This window comes from Agrobacterium leguminum, assembly GCF_005144435.2.
GTDB lineage: Bacteria > Pseudomonadota > Alphaproteobacteria > Rhizobiales > Rhizobiaceae > Agrobacterium > Agrobacterium leguminum.
Genome location: NZ_CP120211.1, coordinates 2,312,508 through 2,329,850 on the forward strand (window position 1 = coordinate 2,312,508; position 17,343 = coordinate 2,329,850).

Consider the following 17,343-nt stretch of genomic DNA (forward strand, 5'->3'; position numbering starts at 1 on the left):
AATCCCGCCGACACAGAGTTATTTCCGGGACCGGAGGTCCCTGGAACGGGTTTATGCCTTCTTCTTGCCGCGGGCTGATTTCGTCCAAACATCAAGGATCACCGCGATCGCAATGATCAGGCCCTTGATGATCTGCTGCCAGTAGGAGCTGACATTCATGAGATTGAGGATGTTGTTAATAACGCCGATGATCATGGAGCCAATGATCGTACCGGTGATGGTTCCGGTCCCCCCCATCAGACTGGTGCCACCGACAACCACGGCCGTGATCGCGTCAAACTCGTAGCCAACGCCGCCTGCGGGCTGGCCAGAATTGATGCGCGACATCAGAACGATGCCGGCAACGGCACAGAGGACGCCATTGAAAATGAACGCCTTGATGACGATGCTGTCGGGGTTGATTCCGGAGGCAAGTGCGGCGCGCTGATTCCCGCCGACGGCATAGACGTATCGACCAAACTTGGTTTTGTTGAGCAGAAGCCACGACAGGACGACCACTACCGCCAGAATGAGCACGGAGATGGGGACTGGGCCTAATGTACCCTGTCCTATGACCTTGAAATCACCGAGGCCAGTTACGGGCGACCCGCCCGTGTAGAGCAGAACGGTTCCGCGTGCGACCGTCGTCATGGCAAGCGTCATAATGAACGAGGGGATTCGGAAGAACGTGATTACGAAGCCGTTGATCGTGCCGGTTATGACACCCACGACAAGACCGGCTGCCACCGCAAGTACGATGCTGCCGGTCATCGACATCACGCTTGCCGCGATTACCCCGCAAAGAGCAAGAACCGAGCCGAGGGAAACGTCGATATGCCCCAGGATGATGACGAAGGTGATGCCACACGCCAAAAGACTGACAACGACCACCTGTCTCAGGACGTTAGTGAGATTTGCTTCCGTCAAAAACGTCGGGCTCAACATCGAGGCCAGGATGCAGATGCCGACGAAGATCAGAACGGTGCCGTACTTGCGGTAGATCTGGGAGAAGCTCATCTCCCGCACACCCCGCAACACCCGTCCCTCCCGCTTTTCTGCTCCTGCTACTGGATCTATACTCATCAATGTCCTCCCGTGGCGAGGCGCATGATGCTTTCCTGCGTCGCCTCGCTCCTTGTAAGTTCACCGGTCAGCCGGCCTCCGCTCATCACCACCACGCGGTCGCTCATCCCAAGAATTTCGGGCAGCTCGGATGAGATCATGATGATCGCCAGCCCTTGGCGGGCGAATTCGGTCATGAGCCTGTGAATTTCCGATTTGGATCCCACGTCGATCCCGCGCGTAGGCTCATCGAGAATGAGAAGCTTCAGATCGCCCAGCAGCCATTTCGCAAGAACGATCTTTTGCTGGTTGCCGCCGCTCAAGTTCTCCACAGTCATCGCTGTGTTGGGCGTCTTGATCTGCAGCATCTTGATCATGCGCTGCGCAGCGCTTTCCTCCTGCCGTTCGCTGATGAACAGCCGCGAGGTGAACTTCTTGAGGTTTGCCAGAGAGATATTTTCGCCCACAGACCGGCACAGAATCAGGCCCTCCGACTTGCGATCCTCCGACACCATGGCAATGCCGCTGGCGATCGCGTCCCTCGGCGAGCCAAGCTTCAAAGCAGCGCCGTTCAGTCGGACCACTCCGGCGTCGGCGCCATCAAGTCCAAAAATCACGCGCGCGACCTCGGTTCGGCCGGCACCTATGAGACCCGATAAGCCGACAATCTCGCCAGCACGAACATTGAAGCTCACGTTTTCGAAGACGCCGTGGCGAGTCAGGTTTTCGACCGACAGGACGACCTCGCCGATCGGCACTTCTTCTTTGGGAAATACCTCGGAAATCGTCCGCCCGACCATCTGAGAGATAAGCGTGCCTGTATTGTATTCGCTAGCCGGTCCCGCAGCGATATATTGACCATCGCGCATGACGGTAATGTCGTCGGCTATCTGGAAGATCTCATCCATCTTGTGCGTGATATAGATGATGGCAACACCAGCGGCTTTCAGCTCGGCGATCTGCCGGAAGAGCATCGCGACTTCGGTGTCGCTGATTGCTGATGTCGGCTCGTCCATGATGACGAGAGAGGCTTGGCGCGAGATTGCCTTGACGATCTCGACGAGCTGCATGGTCGCGATCGACAGTTCGCGCATTTTCGTTTCGGGGCTGTAACGCAGGCCTACACGGGCGAGCAGGACCTTTGTTTCGTTGTTCATCCTGTCGAAGTCGACGAACTTGGAAAGGAGCCAGGTTTCGGCGCGGACAGGTTCGCGACCGAGAAAGATGTTTTCGGCGATCGTCATATCGAGCACCGGGCTGAGCTCCTGATGAATCATGGAAATACCGCGATCGAGTGCCGCTGCGGCATTCTGATGATCGAGCTTTTCACCCCGAAAATAGATTTCGCCGCCATCGATCGCGTACATACCGCTCAGAATCTTCATAAGGGTCGATTTGCCCGCGCCGTTCTCGCCAACGAGCACGTGCACGGTGCCGGCACGGACTTGAAGGTTCATCTCGTCAAGCGCGAGCACACCGGGGAAGGCCTTGGTGATCGACCGCATCTCAAGGACAAAGTCGTTTTCGTCATTTATAGGCGCGCGAGCGCCGTCGCCGCCCGATAGCGGCGCCACCTTCAAGGTCGCGGACATGAAAGGTTTTCCTCCAAATGAAAGGACTCTCCCAAGTCCTCTCTGCCTTAATGGCCGTATTTCATGAGGAACAAATCACTAAAACTGGCCTAGTTGTCAACTTAAGGATGGATTTTACTCTCAAATACCCTCATAATTAATTTCATTTTATGAGAGGCTTCGATGTCCCGACCGACTATCCCAGATCTTGCGAAAGCTGCCCGCGTGAGTATTTCAACGGTCGATCGCGTTTTGAATGGCCGCGACCCAGTCCGCTCGCAGACCGCCGAACGGGTTCTCAATGCCGCCCGGGAGATAGGCTATCACGGAGTCACGGCGATTGAGCGGCGGTTGGAACACGACAAGCCAGTTATCAAGTTCGGTTTCCTTCTCAAGCAGTCGCATCGAAAGCTTTACCAGATGTGGGGGGAGCTGCTGACGGCGGCCGTAGAAGCTTTTCCGGATGCGCATGGGCGACCGATCGTGAGGTTTATGAACGATCTCGCACCAGACAAAGCTGCAGAGGCAATTTACTCCCTCAGCCGGGAGGCAGACGTGATTGGGATAATTACGTCAGATCATCCGCAGGTGAACCACGCCGTAGACGGTCTTGCCGCCGAAGGCATTCCCGTCGTGACGATGATCTCTGACCTCTCAACTGCCGCGCGCGCGGCCTATGTCGGCAACGACTGCGTCAAGAAGGGCCGGACCGCCGCTTGGTTCATAGCGGGACTCAATGCCAACGGCGGCAAGGTCGCTGTCTTCGTTGGCAGCCATCGGTATCTGGCCCAGGAGCTCAACGAAATGGGATTCCGGTCGTATTTTCGAGAAAGCGCGCCCGGCTTTCAAATGCTGGAAACGGTCGCCACTCTTGAGGAACCCGAGATCGCATATGAAGCCACTTGCCGTCTTCTCCAAACCGAACAGGATTTGGTCGGACTTTATGTCGCCGGCGGCGGCATCACCGGCGTGATGCAAGCCCTTCGCGAGAACGGCGGGCCTGTGGCAAAACGCCTTGTCGTCATTGCTCACGAGTTGACGAACGAGACGAGGGCAGGTCTTGCGGAGGGGTTGATCAAGGTGGTCCTATCCCATCCTGCAAGGTTACTTGCGGAGACTCTGGTCCGAGCCATGGCAGAAGCGCTTGACGCTGATAGACCAACTACTCTTTCTCAGCACATTCTTCCCTTTGAGTTTTATTCAGCGACAAACATCTAGTGCAACATTCATTGCTGGCGCCGGCGATGATCCGTCCGCGTTGCAATCCGCGGGATGCATGGGAGACTTTTTTTATGCAAGCGCGTGACCATCGACGCCAAAGCGGTAAACCGGGCCCTTTGGGCCGATCGCCTCGACGTTTCAGGGTCCGATCGGTGTCTTGCCCTTCAGGCGCACAGTCATCGACTCTCCGCCCTCGGAGCTAAAGGTAAGCAAATGTGTCCGAGACAAGCCGTGAAGTTTCCGAATACCGTACGCACTACTTTCTGTTTGTGGCGCGCAAGCTCCGCGAATGCTTACAGCCTGGAGAGCCCAAACGTCTTCCTGATGCCGCTATCCAATGCCTTGGCTGGAACAAACCGCTTCAGGCGACTGAGAAGCGTAGCCTGTTTTCCAACCGGCCTGCGCATTTTGTGAGGGCCTGTGATTGCTGCCATGATTTCGGCAGCGACAGTCTGAGGACTGCTTGCTGTCTTAATGGCGGAAAGAACGGCCTGATTGGATTTGGCTAATTGATGAGCGTAGTCGTCAATGCGCGTCTCCGTCTGCTTCGCATTGACATCGAGACTTGTCCTCGTGAACGTTGGCTCGACCAGGACAGAGCGAATATTGAATTGCCGAACTTCATGGTCAAGCGTTTCAGATAGTCCCTCCAAGGCATGCTTGCTGCTGGCATAAAGGCCCATATAAGGTGCGGGGAGGAAGCCGAGGACCGAGCTGACATTGACGATCAGACCGGACTTTTGCTGCCGCATCGCGGGCAATACCGCTCGTATCATGCGCAGTGGGCCAAAGAGATTGGTTTCAAAAAGGGCCTTCGCCTCATCGTCCGACGTGCTTTCGACCGGCCCGACAAGAGAGACGCCTGCATTGTTCACCACGACATCAATCCGGCCTGAACGGGACAGAACCCAATCGACGAATTGCCTCACCGACTCGTCATTGTCCACATCGAGACGTCCGTACTCGACACCAGGTACCGGTCCACTTTTGTCCGGATTGCGCGATCCTGCAAATACCTTGAACCCATTCTGTGACAGCAACCTCACGGTCGCCTGCCCTATACCGGAGGATGCTCCGGTCACCACAACAATCTTGTCTGTGGACATCTACGCTCTCCAAAATTAGCGTTGGATTAGAAATCAATTTAGATTTCGTTTGTAATCTATAAATCCGTTAGATTGCAAGCGAAATAAAACGCATTTGCAGAAATTGAGGAGGCGGATGGTCAGTCCCCACGACACGTGGGTTAGTCGCCTCGACGCGGGAAACATCGGTCGAGTTAATGCGGCGGTTCTCGCCTGAAGAGTAACAGGTGTGACGGATGCTTATGCCGTCAAGTCACGCCGTTCGCCTGTCCGCTGGTGGATTGCCCAGCGCACGCTGGAACGCGGACCGTTGCTCGCCTCTTTCGACGTAGTCCTGCAAGCCAGGGCTATCCAGCAGAATATCAGAGTGCTTGAGCGGCCGCAGTACGCTCACCATCATGAGATCACCGGCGCTGAACTGAGCCCCCTCAAGCCACTCTTTCCCTCCAAGCGTATCGCCCAGTTGCTGGAGCCGCTGACTGAGATGACCAACGCTGCCGGAGGCGATACAGGGTTCGATCGTATTAACCGCTGCAAACATCCACATGATGGAACGCGAGCGAGCATTCGCTTCATCGGGAAGCAGGCCGGCGAAACGCTGTGCTATGTGAAGCACGATCGCACCGGATTCGAAAAGAATGAGATCGCCCTCCTGGTAGATCGGCATCTGGCCGAACGGCTGCATTTCCAGATATTCGGGGCGGCGCATCTCGGAAAAAGTCAGGTACCGTAGAGTGTAAGGCTGTCCGACTTCCTCGAGAGCCCACCTGACGCGCATATCCCGATGGTATCCTCTACCCCCGTCCGGAGGATGTTTGAAGATGGATACGACAGGGTTCATGTCAAGACTCCTTATTGGCAGAATTGAAGCGGGACGAAGGCATGGCTTCCGGAAGGGTCCAGTGGGCACGCAAAACACACGCCACCTCTCGCCAAGCAGTATGATCCCTCCGCAGCATCATCTGCTGCGGAGGGACGGGTTGGCTATTCCGCAGCAAGCGAATGCTGAGCTGTTTCCGCGTTTCCGTGCTCCGTCGAATCCATGTCTGCCTTGGGTGGCTTGATGCGGAACCATGCAGCATAGAGTGCCGGCAGGAAGAGCAGGATGATGAGCGTGCCCACCGCCGTTCCGCCGATAAGTGTGTAGGCCATCGAACCCCAGAAAACCGAATGCGTCAGAGGAATGAAGGCGAGGACCGCGGCAAGCGCTGTCAGAATGACGGGCCTTGTTCGCTGCACCGTAGCCTCAATCACGGCATGATAGTCGTCCAGACCCGCGGCCTTGTTCTCCTTGATCTGCTCGGTGAGGATCAACGTGTTGCGCATGAGGATGCCCGCCAGGCCGATAAGACCCAGGATCGCGTTAAACCCGAAAGGCTGGTTGAACAGGATCAGGGTCGGCACGACGCCTGCAAGACCGAGCGGTGCTGTCAGCATCACCATCGTCATCGTCGACAGGCTGCGCACCTGAAGGATGATGACGATCAGGGTCGCCGCGATCATCAGTGGGAACACCTTCACCAGGGCAGTATTCGCCTTGAGTGACTCCTCGATATTGCCGCCCATCTCGATTGTGTAGCCAGCAGGCAGAGATGCTACGAGTGGCTGAAGAGCGGTCATCACCTGTTGCGAGACCTCCGGCGGTTGTGTCGCCTCGTTAATGTCGGATCGGACCGTCACCACAGGCGTTCTGTCACGGCGCTTGAGGATCGGCTCTTCGAAGCGCACCTCCGTGTGGCCGATCTGATCGAGCGGGATCGCACGACCGTCTCTCGTCACGAGCGAGAAGTCGGCTAGCCTTGCAGGATCGAGGCGGATTTCACCGGCACTTCTCGCCACGACAGGAACGTTTCGGATGTTCTCACGAACTTGCGTCACGGGAACACCACTCAGCAGGAGCTGTATCTGCTGGGCAGCCTCGGCGGACGACATGCCGATGAGGTTCAGGCGATCCTGATCAGGAACGAAACGGACGACGGGTGTGCGGTTACCCCAATCGCGGTTGGCATTTCTGACGTCAGGTACAGAGCTCATGAGAGCAAGTGCCTGCTCGGAGATTTTGTACAGCTCTTCCGCGTCCGGTCCTTTGATCCGAAACTCGACGGGGAATGGCGTGTAGGGGCCAAAGACGAGTTGCGTGACGCGCACGAATGCCTCGGGCGCCAGCCCTTGCGCAACGGCTTCCCGCAGACGAAGTTTCAGCACCTCACGCTCATGGGCGTCGGATGTCAGCACAACGATCTTTGCAAAGGCAGGATCGGGCAGTTCGGGCGCCATGGCGAAGAAGAAGCGGGGCGCACCCTGGCCGATGTAACTGGTCGTGATCTTCGCTTCGGGCTGCTGCTTCAACCAGGCCTCGAGCTTCTTGACCGTGGCGGTCGTCGTTTCGATGCTCGTGCCTTCTGGCATGCGGACTTCGACGAGAACCTCAGGGCGGTCCGATGTGGGGAAGAACTGCTGCTTCACCGCACCCATCCCCACGACCGAGAGCGCCATGACGACGCCGACAATGGCGCAGGTCAGAAACTTGTGCTTGACGGTGAATTCGATTGCGCCGCGCAGGCGTCTGTAGTTCGGCGTATCGTAAATCGCATGATGGCCACCTGCTACCGGCTTGATATCGGGCAACAGCTTTACACCGAGATAGGGCGTAAAAATCACCGCCACGAACCAGGAAACGATCAGCGCGAAACCGACGATCCAGAAGATATTGCCCGCATATTCACCGGCTGCAGAGGCGGCAAAACCGACCGGCATCAGGCCGATAATGGTCACAAGCGTGCCCGACAGCATCGGTGCGGCAGTGTGGCTCCAGGCATAGGCAGCTGCCTTGATGCGGTCCATGCCCTCTTCCATCTTCACGACCATCACCTCGATGGCGATGATTGCGTCGTCGACAAGCAGGCCAAGTGCCAGGATCAATGCACCGAGCGTGATGCGGTCGAAGAAGCGCCCCGTCTCGAGCATGATGATGAAGACGACAGCCAGCGTCAGCGGAACGGCCAGAGCCACAACGATGCCCACCCGCCAGCCGAGCGCAATGAGGCTGACGAAGAGCACCACGCCGAGGGCCATGGCGAACTTCACCATGAATTCACCCACCGCCGCATCAATGTTGACAGCCTGATCGCTGACCTTCGTCAGCGTTATGCCAAGGGGTAACGACTGTGCGATCCGGCTGGAGCGCTCCTCGAGAGCCTTGCCAAGCTCCAGACCATTCCAGCCCTGCTGCATGACAACACCGAGCATAATGGCAGGCTCGCCGTCATGACGGATGACATAGCTTGCCGGCTCCTGATAACCCCGGCGTACCTCAGCAATGTCGGAAAGCTTCAACGCACGACCGGAAGCGACGATGGGCGTATCAGCGATAGACTGAACACTGTCATAGGCACCGTCGAGACGAATGAAGACCTGCGGACCCTGCGTATCTATCGAGCCAGCGGGTGTAACGGTATTGCGCCGTTGAAGGGCTGCGGCAATGTCCTGAGGAGATATGCCGAGCGTGGCAAGCTTCTCATACGAGAACTCTACGAATATCTGCTCCGGCTGCTCACCCAGAATATTGATTTTCTTTACGCCGGGAACATGAAGCATGTCCTGCCTGATCTTTTCGGCTTCCCGGACGAGATCGCGCATCGGCATGCCCTGCGCCTTGAGAGCGTAAAGGCCGAAGCTGACGTCAGAATATTCATCGTTCACGAATGGTCCCAGAACACCCTGCGGCAGATTTCTGGCTTCATCGCCGAGCTTCTTGCGCGCCTGATAAAATTCTTCGGCGACGGCGCTTGGCGGCGTATTGTCCTTGAGCGTGACGGTAAGATAGGCGAAGCCCGGGCGCGTCGTTGTCTCGACACGGTCGTACCAGGCCAATTCCTGAATGCGCTTCTCCAGCGGCTCGGCAACGAGATCCTGCATCTCGCGTGCAGTTGCGCCCGGCCAGACAGTCGTGACAGTCAATGTCTTGATGGTAAAGGAGGGGTCTTCAGCGCGTCCCAGCTTGACGAAGGCATAGACGCCGGCGAGAGACAGAAGGACGATAAAGAACAGCGTGACGGCGCGTTCGCGAACCGCAAGGGCGGACAGATTGAGGTTCATCAGTTTGCCGCCTCTCTTGTCCCAACACTGGTGCGAACTTGCGCTCCATCCTTCAGAAGATGTGCGCCAAGCGCAACGACCTCCTCTCCCGGCTTGACGTTAGTGACGACCACTTTCTCTTCGCTTACCCGCTCTACTTTCACATCACGAAACTTCACGACGGACGATTGCTGATCGATCACCCAGACGCCAGTGCGCGTCCCGTCATCCAACAGAGCACCTATCGGCAGTTCGGCATGATTCTGCACATCCCTGTTCTCGATTTCGATGGTGACGGTCGCCCCCAGGGGCGCATTTGCAGCCCCCCCTTCAAGCACCCAGCGCGTTTCATAGGTGCGGGTCTGCTGATCGGCAGAATCGGAGATCTGGCGCAGCTTGGCCTTTTCCGCATTGTTTCTGCCATAAACCGATGCGGAAGCCTGAACTCCAATGTCAGGACGCATGGTTTCGGGAAGCCAGACAATGGCTTCGCGCGGACCAGACTTCGCGAGCCGGACAACCGGCTGCCCGGCGGTTACCACCTGGCCCGGTTCACCGAGCGTCTCGACAATGGTTCCATCTGCATCGGCAACAAGAACCGTATATCGGGCCTCGTTTTCGGCAACATTCGCCTCAGCCTGAGCGGCGGCCAACTGTGCCGTCGCCGTATCCAGCAGGGCTTTCGATCGTTCATATTGCTGCGTCGAGGCAGCAGAGGTCTTCACCAGAATGGCAAAGCGTTTCTCATCGGCTTTCGCTTGGACAAATGTCGCCTGTGCTGCAATGACAGCGTTTCGCTTGGCGGTCAGAGCAAGACGAAGGTCAGTCTCGTCAAGCCTCATCAATGGCTGTCCAGCGCTTACCTGCTCCCCGACGTCGACAAAACGTTCAACGATCTTACCGGGAACGCGAAACCCGAGATTGCTCTGGACCCGGGCACCAACGGTTCCGGTAAAGCTGCTGCTCGAATTGCCAGGAAGCCTGGCCGTCGCGAGGTTGACCAGTGGTGCCAGGGTCCGGGGATCGGCAGCCTTTGCCTCAGGCGCCTGCGCCGGAAGCAGCAGTGCTGCGGCTCCGCCTGCGGCCAGCGCCAGCACTGCTGCTGCAGTGACAACAAGTTTCCGTTTCATTTCATCGTCCCTTCTTGACCGCCTGTTCAAAAATATTAGATTGCATCTTAACTCTAAAAGACATATAGATGTCAAATGAAATCTAATTGGAGGTCCACATGAGAGTGAGCCGTGTACAGGCAGAGGAAAACCGGGAACGGGTAATCAACGTCGCCAGCCGGTTGTTTCGAGAGCATGGATTCGACGGGATCGGCCTGAAAGACCTGATGAAGGGTGCGGGCCTAACCCAGGGTGGATTCTACAAGCAGTTCGCATCCAAGGACGATCTTGCGGCGCTCGCATCACGGCGTGCTCTCGAGAGCGCCACGAGGAGGTGGTCTGATGCCGCAGCAGACACGTCAGATCCCCTGGAGTCGATCATCAGGTTCTACCTCTCCAAAGATCATAGCGGCGAGAAGGCAGAAGGATGCCCGCTTGTTGCTCTCGGCTCCGACGCTGCGCGTCAAACTGCCGAAGTTCGGCGCCCGTTTGAGGATGGTATCCGGGCGCATTTCGAGGTGCTCGAAGAACTCATCGGAGAGGGTGACGATAGAGCTCGAAGCGAAAAGGCCATGGCAATATTGTCCATGATGATCGGTGCGGTGACACTGTCCCGCATCATCGAGGATGAACTGCTGTCGACGAGTGTACTCGATGCGGCAGCCAGCGAGGTCCGGCGCATTGCTGGCCGCGATGGTGGCGACTAACAGGCAGTTTTGGATATTCGTCGCCGATAGCTGGCAAAGCTCAGCGAAAGCCGCACGCGTATCAGAAGAGAATAGCGCGAACCGCATGTCCAAAGTTCATGACCGGTCATTCGGTCGGACGCCGAAGGCATGCCAAATTTTTGATCCTAAACAGGTGGAAATGCAAATGCGTCGTGTCGTTGTCACGGGAATGGGAGCCGTCAGCCCCCTTGGTGCGAATGTCGATATCTCCTGGTCCCGGCTCCTTGCTGGCAAAAGCGGGATCCGGCGACTGGGTGACGACATCGTCGGGGATTTGCCTTCAAAAATCGGAGGCGTGGTCCCTTCGCTGGCAGAAGATCCTGAAGGAGGATTTGATCCTGACAGGACCCTGTCCTCGAAGGATCAACGTAAGGTCGACCGCTTCATCATCTTTGCGCTGGCGGCGGCGGAAGAGGCTCTCGCGCAGGCGAACTGGAAGCCAGCTTCCGAAGAAGAAAAACTGAGAACGGCGACAATCATCGCATCGGGCATCGGTGGCTTTCCCGCGATAACGGAGGCGGTGCGTACCGTCGACCAACGCGGCGTCCGCCGCCTCTCGCCCTTCACCATTCCATCCTTTCTCGTGAATCTCGCTGCCGGACAAGTCTCTATCCGGCATGGCTTTAGAGGCCCGCTGGGAGCGCCGGTGACGGCATGTGCCGCCGGCGTTCAGGCGATTGGCGATGCAGCGCGACTGATCAGGTCCAATGAAGCCGACATTGCGGTTTGTGGTGGCACTGAGGCCTGTATGAACATTGTCGGCCTTGGTGGTTTCGCAGCGGCAAGATCACTATCGACAGGCTTTAACGAGACCCCGGCCAAAGCGTCACGTCCTTTCGACACCGCGCGCGACGGCTTCGTGATGGGCGAAGGCGCAGGCATCCTCGTCATTGAAGCGCTAAGCCACGCCCTTGCTCGCGGTGCGACGCCGATAGCAGAACTCGTTGGATATGGAACGACCGCCGACGCCCATCATATTACCTCCGGGCCGGAAGATGGAAGCGGCGCCCGCAGGGCAATGCAAATCGCCATCGCGCAGGCGGGTATCGCGCCGCACGAAATCGGCCATCTTAACGCACATGCGACTTCGACCCCGGTTGGAGATCTCGGAGAGCTCAGAGCGATCAAGAGCCTGTTCGGCCAAAGGAAGTCGATCGCTGTCAGCGGGACGAAGTCGGCGACGGGGCACCTGCTGGGGGCCGCCGGCGGCCTTGAGGCTATTTTCACGATCCTGGCGCTCCAGCACCAGATCGCGCCCCCGACCTTGAATCTCAGTTCACCGGACCTTGAAGCCAATGGCATCGACTTTGTCGCAAACGATGCCCGACACCTTGATGTTGAATATGCGATATCCAATGGCTTCGGCTTCGGCGGCGTCAATGCCAGCGCAGTGTTTCGACGCTGGCCGAGGAGAGGCAATCGTACGCCATTAGCTGATTAACCCCGGCGCGTGATCCCCTTTGAACAAAGTCTCCACCAGGACGCTCCCACCATGCAACCAACGACTGTCGTTTCACCGCCCGGCATAACGCTCCTCAAGCCAAGGATTGCCGTCATCGGCGTCGGCGGTGGCGGCGGCAATGCTGTCAACAACATGATCATGCACGATCTCGAGGGCGCGGAGTTTATCGTTGCGAACACCGATGCCCAGGCTTCGTCCATGTCAAAAGCGCCACGGCTTATCCAGCTTGGCCCGACCGTCACGGAAGGACTTGGCGCCGGGTCATTGGCCGATATTGGACAGGCGGCCGCCGAAGAGTCGATTCACGAGATCATGGATCACCTCCACGGAACCCATATGTGTTTCGTGACGGCGGGCATGGGGGGCGGAACGGGAACAGGTGCCGCACCCGTTATCGCCCATGCTGCGCGCAAGGCAGGCATACTGACGGTCGGCGTCGTCACCATGCCCTTCACATTCGAAGGTACGCAGCGAATGCGAACAGCGCGGCAGGGAATCGAGCGTCTCAGCGAATGCGCAGATACGGTGATCGTCATCCCCAATCAGAACCTGTTCCGGATTGCCGATGCGAAGACGACCTTCGCGGATGCATTCGAAATGGCAGATCATGTGCTGCATGCCGGGGTCAGTTCCGTCATCGATCTGATCGTCAAGGAAGGATTGATCAATCTCGATTTCGCCGATGTAAGGTCAGTCATGCGTGACATGGGCCGAGCGGTCATGGGCACGGGCGAGGCAACGGGAGACGCCCGCGCCCGACATGCCGCCGAGGCAGCGATTGCCAATCCGCTGTTCGATGAAGCGTCCGTCAGGGGAGCGAAAGGCCTTCTCGTCTCGATCTCCGGCGGACCGGACATGACCCTTTTTGATGTCGACGAAGCTGCAACACGTGTTCGCGAGGAAGTCGATGACGACGCCAATATCGTCGTCGGCGCGACATTCAATGACGCGCTTGAGGGGCGGCTGAGAGTCTCTGTTGTCGCCACCGGATTGAGACAACCGGCAGAGGTGATCCACCTTTCGGAGCGAATGGCGTGATGCTCGCTCATACTGTGGGGCCTGCAAGCGCCGATTTGTAAAATTGATGGCCATGGAGATTTGAAATGTTGAAGCGTTTTCGAGAAAAATGGCGATCGTGGGAAGATGCCGTCCTGGGTATCGACGATCCGCAGGGAGACTACCTCATCGCGCTGGAAAAACGGCTGGATCGGCTGGAGACGGAAGTGGCTGGATTAAAGGCACAGCCCCGCGAAGAGGTAGTGTGGGAAGAAAGCTCCGAAAACAAGGGGTGATGGCTGTATCCTTGCAGTCGGCCGCGCGGCCTACGTCAAGCGCACGCTGTTGATAACTCGCTAAGCGTCCGGCACAGGCTAAGAGTATTCTGCGTCCCGCCAACCTTTTTCATCAGCGCGTCTCCAAGTTCCTGAAGACGCTCAAATGCCATTCCAAGCCGCGCGCTCCCGTTGTCGGTGAGCAGAAGTCTTCGTGCCCTGCGATCATAGATATCCACGGACATCGTCACCCAGTTCTTCCTCACAAGGGGTTTAATATTTGAAACGACGGTTGAGTGGTCGAGGCCAAGAAGTAGCGAAACCTCCGATATCCTAGGGGAACCTGCCTCACCAATCGCTGAAAGAAGAAATATCTGCTCCGCGGTTAGTCCTATCGAACGCAATGCATCGTTGATCTGGCGGGAAATGATGCGGTTTGTCCGCTGCACAGCAAAGCATAGATTCCCGGCAAGCGGGTTTTCCACCATTTCAGCTTTTATCGATCCTTGATCGGAAACATGGGTTTTGAACACCTGCACGGGCTCCGGTCTCACGCTCGGAAATGATATTTTAGATTGCGTATGAACTCTATATAATTTAGATTTTAAAAACAATCTATTTTCAAATTCTGAGAACCGGTTGCGAGCCCATGGCCTTGGGAACGGAGCAGAGCCTCGGAGAACTTTTTAGGATCAGCCATGGCCGATATGCCTGACAGCAAAAATTCTCATGTCTCAACAATTTCACAGAAGACACCACATGGAATTCTTTATGGACCAATTACAGCCACGCTGTTCCGGCTGGCATTGCCCACAGTCGTCGTTCTCGTCGTCCAGACCTTTGTTGGGGTCGCCGAAACCTACTTCGTCAGTTTCCTTGGGACTGAGGCTTTAGCAGGTGTGACCCTCGTCTTTCCCGTCCTCATGCTGATGCAAATGATGTCGAATGGCGGGATTGGAGGCGGAGTTTCCTCGGCTGTGGCCCGAGCGATGGGAGCCAACCGCCACGCTGATGCCGATGGGCTTGTCTGGCATTCGATTGTTCTGGCTACGGCATTCGGAGCCATTTTCTCAGTCGCTGCAATCCTCTTTGGACCCCTGCTCTACCGCTCAATGGGAGGGACTGGAGAAACCCTTAGGGCCGCCCTCATCTATTCAGGAATTGTGTTCGCAGGCTCTATTCCCATCTGGATCACGGCTTTGCTTTCGGCAGCCCTGCGGGGCGCTGGCAACGTGAACGTGCCTGCTCTCGTCATCATCTCCGGCGCGTTCCTTCTCCTCGTCTTGTCGCCGCTGTTGATTTTCGGCTGGGGCCCCTTCCCGGAGCTCGGCGTGGCAGGCGGAGGCGCTGCGGTCTTCATTTATTATCTCATCGCGGCACTGGTGCTTGCCCTATACCTGCGCTCGTCAAGCAGCCCGCTAAAGTTCAAAATTGTTCCGCTGCAAGGTCGACTGTTCAAGGACATTCTGGGTGTCGGCCTGCCTTCCGCAGTCGGCACGATCCAGGTCAATCTGACGGTTACGTTCGTAACGGCAGCCGTCGGCCATTTCGGCGCAGACGCGATTGCGGGGTTCGGCATTGCATCGCGGCTTGATTATCTGCAAATTCCCATCATCTTCGGTCTTGGAACCGCTATCGTCACCATGGTTGGGATTAATATCGGAGCGGGCCAGATCGAACGCGCCCGCCGGGTCGCCTGGGTTGGCGCAGGTATCGCATTCGGCATCACGCAGACAATCGGCATTCTCGCCACTCTGTTCCCCATGACCTGGATGAGATTATTCACGGCGGACCCGGATGTGCAGCAGCTAGGCTCCCAGTATCTGCAAATTGTCGCACCGGCTTATGGCGCAGTTGGATTGGGACTGGCGCTTTATTTTGCAAGCCAGGGACTGAAGCGCGTTTTACTCCCGGTTCTTGCCGGAACAGTCAGGATGATCCTGGCAGCTTTTGTCGGATGGGCTTCGGTGATCTGGTTTCAGGAGCGCGAGCCTTGTGACGAAAACCTTCCTCGACAGTTTCGATTACCAGCTCCGCCCCGGCATCCAGAACTTGATGGCGCATGTGAAGCGCGACCGCATTGATGTCGTGCTCTGCGTGACCGTCGATCGACTGTCGCGCGACATCGAGCACAGCCACAAGATTCTCAAGGATTTGCGCTATCGCGATGTCGACCTCTGGACGGTCCACGCTGGCTCCCCGGTAACGGACATGGAGATGTCATTCCGCGCAATGCTCAGTCACGAGCTTGTCTGGCAGATCCGCTACCGGACCCGGGAGGGAATGAAGACCGCCGTGCGCAAGGGCAAGGCATCCACTTGCCTGGCCTATGGCTACATGATCTCGCAGCAGCGCGATGTGAATGGTGATCGCATCAAAGGCCTGCGCGAGATCGATCCTGCGAAGGCCGATATCGTTCGCCGCATCTTCACGCTTTATGCCGACGGCATGTCACCACGCGACATCGCCCAGCTTTTGAACAAGGAGGGCATCCCGGGCTCGCGCGGCCGCAAGTGGCGCGACACAGCCATCCGCGGTCACGTCAGCCGTGGCACGGGCATTCTCAATAACGAGAGCTACATCGGCCGCATAGTCTGGAACAAGCGCAACTATCGAAAGAACCCGGAGACCGAGCGCCGTACGGCGCGCGTCAACGACGCAAGCGAATGGGTGCTGACGGCAGTGCCGGAGATGCGCATCGTTTCCGACGACCTATGGCAGCGGGTGAAGGAGCGTCAGAAAGAGATCGGTGAGCTGTTCGATTTCGGGCAGGGCAACCGGCTGAACGCGACGCAGCGCCCCGAGTATCTGCTCAGCCGCATGCTCGAATGCGCAGAGTGCGGAGGTCCCTACGCGATCTCAGGCAAGGACCGCTATAGCTGCACCAACCGCAAGAAGCGCCTGCCGATCGACGACCTCGACGGTGCCTGCTGTGGTAACAGCAAGACCATCACACGCCATGAACTGGAGGAACGCGTCCTCAACTGCTTGCCCGTGGCCTTCTTCTCGATGGATATCTTCGATCGGATTTCGGAGAAGATGGTCGCGCATGAGGTGAGCAAGCTGAAGAGCCTGCCTTCGCGCAAGGACCAGTTGGCCACAGAGCTCGCAGCGATCAAGTCGAAACAGTCAGGTCTCATGCAGCAGATTCAGGACCGCCATGCCGACGGCCGGCCGCGGCTTGCCATCCTGGATGATCAACTGGATGAACTGGAAGTCACGCGCGAGGCGCTGGTTCTGGAAATCGCCCACTCGCAGGAGCCGGCCGAGGATTTCCAGGAGAAGATTGCGAAGCTGAAGGCGCAGTTCAATCCCGCCAATATCGAGATCAGCGTCCGCAAGCTGATCTTCCTCGCACGCAACAACGCCGACGAACATGCCAAGCGGCGGCTGATGCCGATCGTGCGTGATCTCATCCAGACCGTCGTGATCGGCAAGACACCGGGCCATCAACCGGCCAGTTTGCAGGTACACGGCTCGATCGCCAACATTATGGCCTCGATGGAGGTCCTGGACCTGATGGAGCAGCAGTTCATCACCGCCGCCCAGAATGATCTGATGGCGAAGATCGCATCCGGCGAGATCGACACGGAGCAGAAACAAAAAAAGCTCCTCGACGCTTACGCGGAGGAGCTCCGGTGCAAATATCCCGAATGGGAGAATTTACAAGTTTCATTGGTTGCGGGGGCCTGATTGCACGGAGGCTTGTAAAAATCCCACTGTTGACGATATCGGAGCAGGTGACGCGAATCAAACCTTGAACTTATTGCCTCACTGT

General features: G+C 57.3%; 14 protein-coding genes. 7 read left to right on the forward strand and 7 right to left on the reverse strand.

Features of this window, described 5'->3' with window-relative positions; translation table 11 throughout:
* Nucleotides 1–51 precede the first annotated feature (51 nt).
* Both CFBP4996_RS11270 and CFBP4996_RS11275 read right to left on the reverse strand, forming a co-directional pair.
* A complete protein-coding gene (locus tag CFBP4996_RS11270; RefSeq protein ID WP_031233325.1) occupies nucleotides 52–1,062 on the reverse strand; it encodes an ABC transporter permease in 1,011 nt (336 codons plus the stop codon).
* Entirely contained in the window at nucleotides 1,062–2,633 is a 1,572-nt protein-coding gene (locus tag CFBP4996_RS11275; RefSeq protein WP_080850816.1) for a sugar ABC transporter ATP-binding protein, read from the reverse strand. Before CFBP4996_RS11275 ends, CFBP4996_RS11270 begins: the two co-directional genes overlap by 1 nt.
* A gap of 162 nt (nucleotides 2,634–2,795) precedes the next feature.
* Here CFBP4996_RS11275 and CFBP4996_RS11280 point away from each other — a divergent pair, with 162 nt between their 5' ends.
* Entirely contained in the window at nucleotides 2,796–3,830 is a 1,035-nt protein-coding gene (locus tag CFBP4996_RS11280) for a LacI family DNA-binding transcriptional regulator (RefSeq protein WP_080850814.1), read from the forward strand.
* Nucleotides 3,831–4,126: 296 nt separating this feature from the next.
* Here the strand turns inward: CFBP4996_RS11280 and CFBP4996_RS11285 are convergent, their stop codons facing one another.
* The 4 genes from CFBP4996_RS11285 to CFBP4996_RS11300 all read right to left on the reverse strand — a co-directional run bounded on the left by CFBP4996_RS11285 (nucleotide 4,127) and on the right by CFBP4996_RS11300 (nucleotide 10,125).
* A complete protein-coding gene (locus CFBP4996_RS11285) occupies nucleotides 4,127–4,939 on the reverse strand; it encodes an oxidoreductase (protein ID WP_020808430.1) in 813 nt (270 codons plus the stop codon).
* Nucleotides 4,940–5,171: 232 nt separating this feature from the next.
* Nucleotides 5,172–5,759 carry a glutathione S-transferase family protein gene (locus CFBP4996_RS11290; protein WP_080850812.1) on the reverse strand — a complete coding sequence of 196 codons (588 nt, stop codon included), beginning with the start codon at nucleotides 5,757–5,759 and terminating at the stop codon, nucleotides 5,172–5,174.
* A gap of 143 nt (nucleotides 5,760–5,902) precedes the next feature.
* Entirely contained in the window at nucleotides 5,903–9,016 is a 3,114-nt protein-coding gene (locus CFBP4996_RS11295) for an efflux RND transporter permease subunit (RefSeq protein ID WP_080850810.1), read from the reverse strand.
* Nucleotides 9,016–10,125 (reverse strand): efflux RND transporter periplasmic adaptor subunit, encoded by a 1,110-nt coding sequence (locus CFBP4996_RS11300; RefSeq protein WP_080850808.1) that lies wholly within the window; start codon nucleotides 10,123–10,125, stop codon nucleotides 9,016–9,018. Before CFBP4996_RS11300 ends, CFBP4996_RS11295 begins: the two co-directional genes overlap by 1 nt.
* A gap of 98 nt (nucleotides 10,126–10,223) precedes the next feature.
* Here CFBP4996_RS11300 and CFBP4996_RS11305 point away from each other — a divergent pair, with 98 nt between their 5' ends.
* The 4 genes from CFBP4996_RS11305 to CFBP4996_RS11320 all read left to right on the forward strand — a co-directional run bounded on the left by CFBP4996_RS11305 (nucleotide 10,224) and on the right by CFBP4996_RS11320 (nucleotide 13,586).
* Nucleotides 10,224–10,811 (forward strand): TetR/AcrR family transcriptional regulator, encoded by a 588-nt coding sequence (locus tag CFBP4996_RS11305; RefSeq protein ID WP_080853082.1) that lies wholly within the window; start codon nucleotides 10,224–10,226, stop codon nucleotides 10,809–10,811.
* Between the two features lie 166 nt (nucleotides 10,812–10,977).
* Entirely contained in the window at nucleotides 10,978–12,273 is a 1,296-nt protein-coding gene (fabF, locus tag CFBP4996_RS11310; protein ID WP_080850806.1) for a beta-ketoacyl-ACP synthase II, read from the forward strand.
* 51 nt (nucleotides 12,274–12,324) lie between these two features.
* Nucleotides 12,325–13,332, forward strand: a complete 1,008-nt coding sequence (gene ftsZ / locus CFBP4996_RS11315) for a cell division protein FtsZ (RefSeq protein ID WP_080850804.1) — start codon at nucleotides 12,325–12,327, stop codon at nucleotides 13,330–13,332.
* Between the two features lie 65 nt (nucleotides 13,333–13,397).
* On the forward strand, nucleotides 13,398–13,586 hold the full coding sequence (locus CFBP4996_RS11320; RefSeq protein ID WP_020808437.1) for a hypothetical protein: 189 nt from the start codon (nucleotides 13,398–13,400) through the stop codon (nucleotides 13,584–13,586).
* Nucleotides 13,587–13,621: 35 nt separating this feature from the next.
* Here the strand turns inward: CFBP4996_RS11320 and CFBP4996_RS11325 are convergent, their stop codons facing one another.
* Nucleotides 13,622–14,098, reverse strand: a complete 477-nt coding sequence (locus tag CFBP4996_RS11325; RefSeq protein ID WP_137396244.1) for a MarR family winged helix-turn-helix transcriptional regulator — start codon at nucleotides 14,096–14,098, stop codon at nucleotides 13,622–13,624.
* A gap of 165 nt (nucleotides 14,099–14,263) precedes the next feature.
* On the opposite strand from CFBP4996_RS11325, the gene CFBP4996_RS11330 reads away from it, so the two are divergent.
* Nucleotides 14,264–15,649, forward strand: a complete 1,386-nt coding sequence (locus CFBP4996_RS11330; RefSeq protein ID WP_080850803.1) for an MATE family efflux transporter — start codon at nucleotides 14,264–14,266, stop codon at nucleotides 15,647–15,649.
* Complete coding sequence (locus CFBP4996_RS11335) at nucleotides 15,561–17,258, forward strand: recombinase family protein (RefSeq protein WP_233283548.1); 1,698 nt, start codon at nucleotides 15,561–15,563, stop codon at nucleotides 17,256–17,258. Before CFBP4996_RS11330 ends, CFBP4996_RS11335 begins: the two co-directional genes overlap by 89 nt.
* Nucleotides 17,259–17,343 lie beyond the last annotated feature (85 nt).

Bases quoted from the DNA above. Each gene is read 5' to 3' on its own strand.
- CFBP4996_RS11270 (WP_031233325.1), bottom strand. From the start codon at position 1,062: ATGAGTATAGATCCAGTAGCAGGAGCAGAAAAGCGGGAGGGACGGGTG.
- CFBP4996_RS11275 (WP_080850816.1), bottom strand. From the start codon at position 2,633: ATGTCCGCGACCTTGAAGGTGGCGCCGCTATCGGGCGGCGACGGCGCT.
- CFBP4996_RS11280 (WP_080850814.1), top strand. From the start codon at position 2,796: ATGTCCCGACCGACTATCCCAGATCTTGCGAAAGCTGCCCGCGTGAGT.
- CFBP4996_RS11285 (WP_020808430.1), bottom strand. From the start codon at position 4,939: ATGTCCACAGACAAGATTGTTGTGGTGACCGGAGCATCCTCCGGTATA.
- CFBP4996_RS11290 (WP_080850812.1), bottom strand. From the start codon at position 5,759: ATGAACCCTGTCGTATCCATCTTCAAACATCCTCCGGACGGGGGTAGA.
- CFBP4996_RS11295 (WP_080850810.1), bottom strand. From the start codon at position 9,016: ATGAACCTCAATCTGTCCGCCCTTGCGGTTCGCGAACGCGCCGTCACG.
- CFBP4996_RS11300 (WP_080850808.1), bottom strand. From the start codon at position 10,125: ATGAAACGGAAACTTGTTGTCACTGCAGCAGCAGTGCTGGCGCTGGCC.
- CFBP4996_RS11305 (WP_080853082.1), top strand. From the start codon at position 10,224: ATGAGAGTGAGCCGTGTACAGGCAGAGGAAAACCGGGAACGGGTAATC.
- fabF (WP_080850806.1), top strand. From the start codon at position 10,978: ATGCGTCGTGTCGTTGTCACGGGAATGGGAGCCGTCAGCCCCCTTGGT.
- ftsZ (WP_080850804.1), top strand. From the start codon at position 12,325: ATGCAACCAACGACTGTCGTTTCACCGCCCGGCATAACGCTCCTCAAG.
- CFBP4996_RS11320 (WP_020808437.1), top strand. From the start codon at position 13,398: ATGTTGAAGCGTTTTCGAGAAAAATGGCGATCGTGGGAAGATGCCGTC.
- CFBP4996_RS11330 (WP_080850803.1), top strand. From the start codon at position 14,264: ATGGCCGATATGCCTGACAGCAAAAATTCTCATGTCTCAACAATTTCA.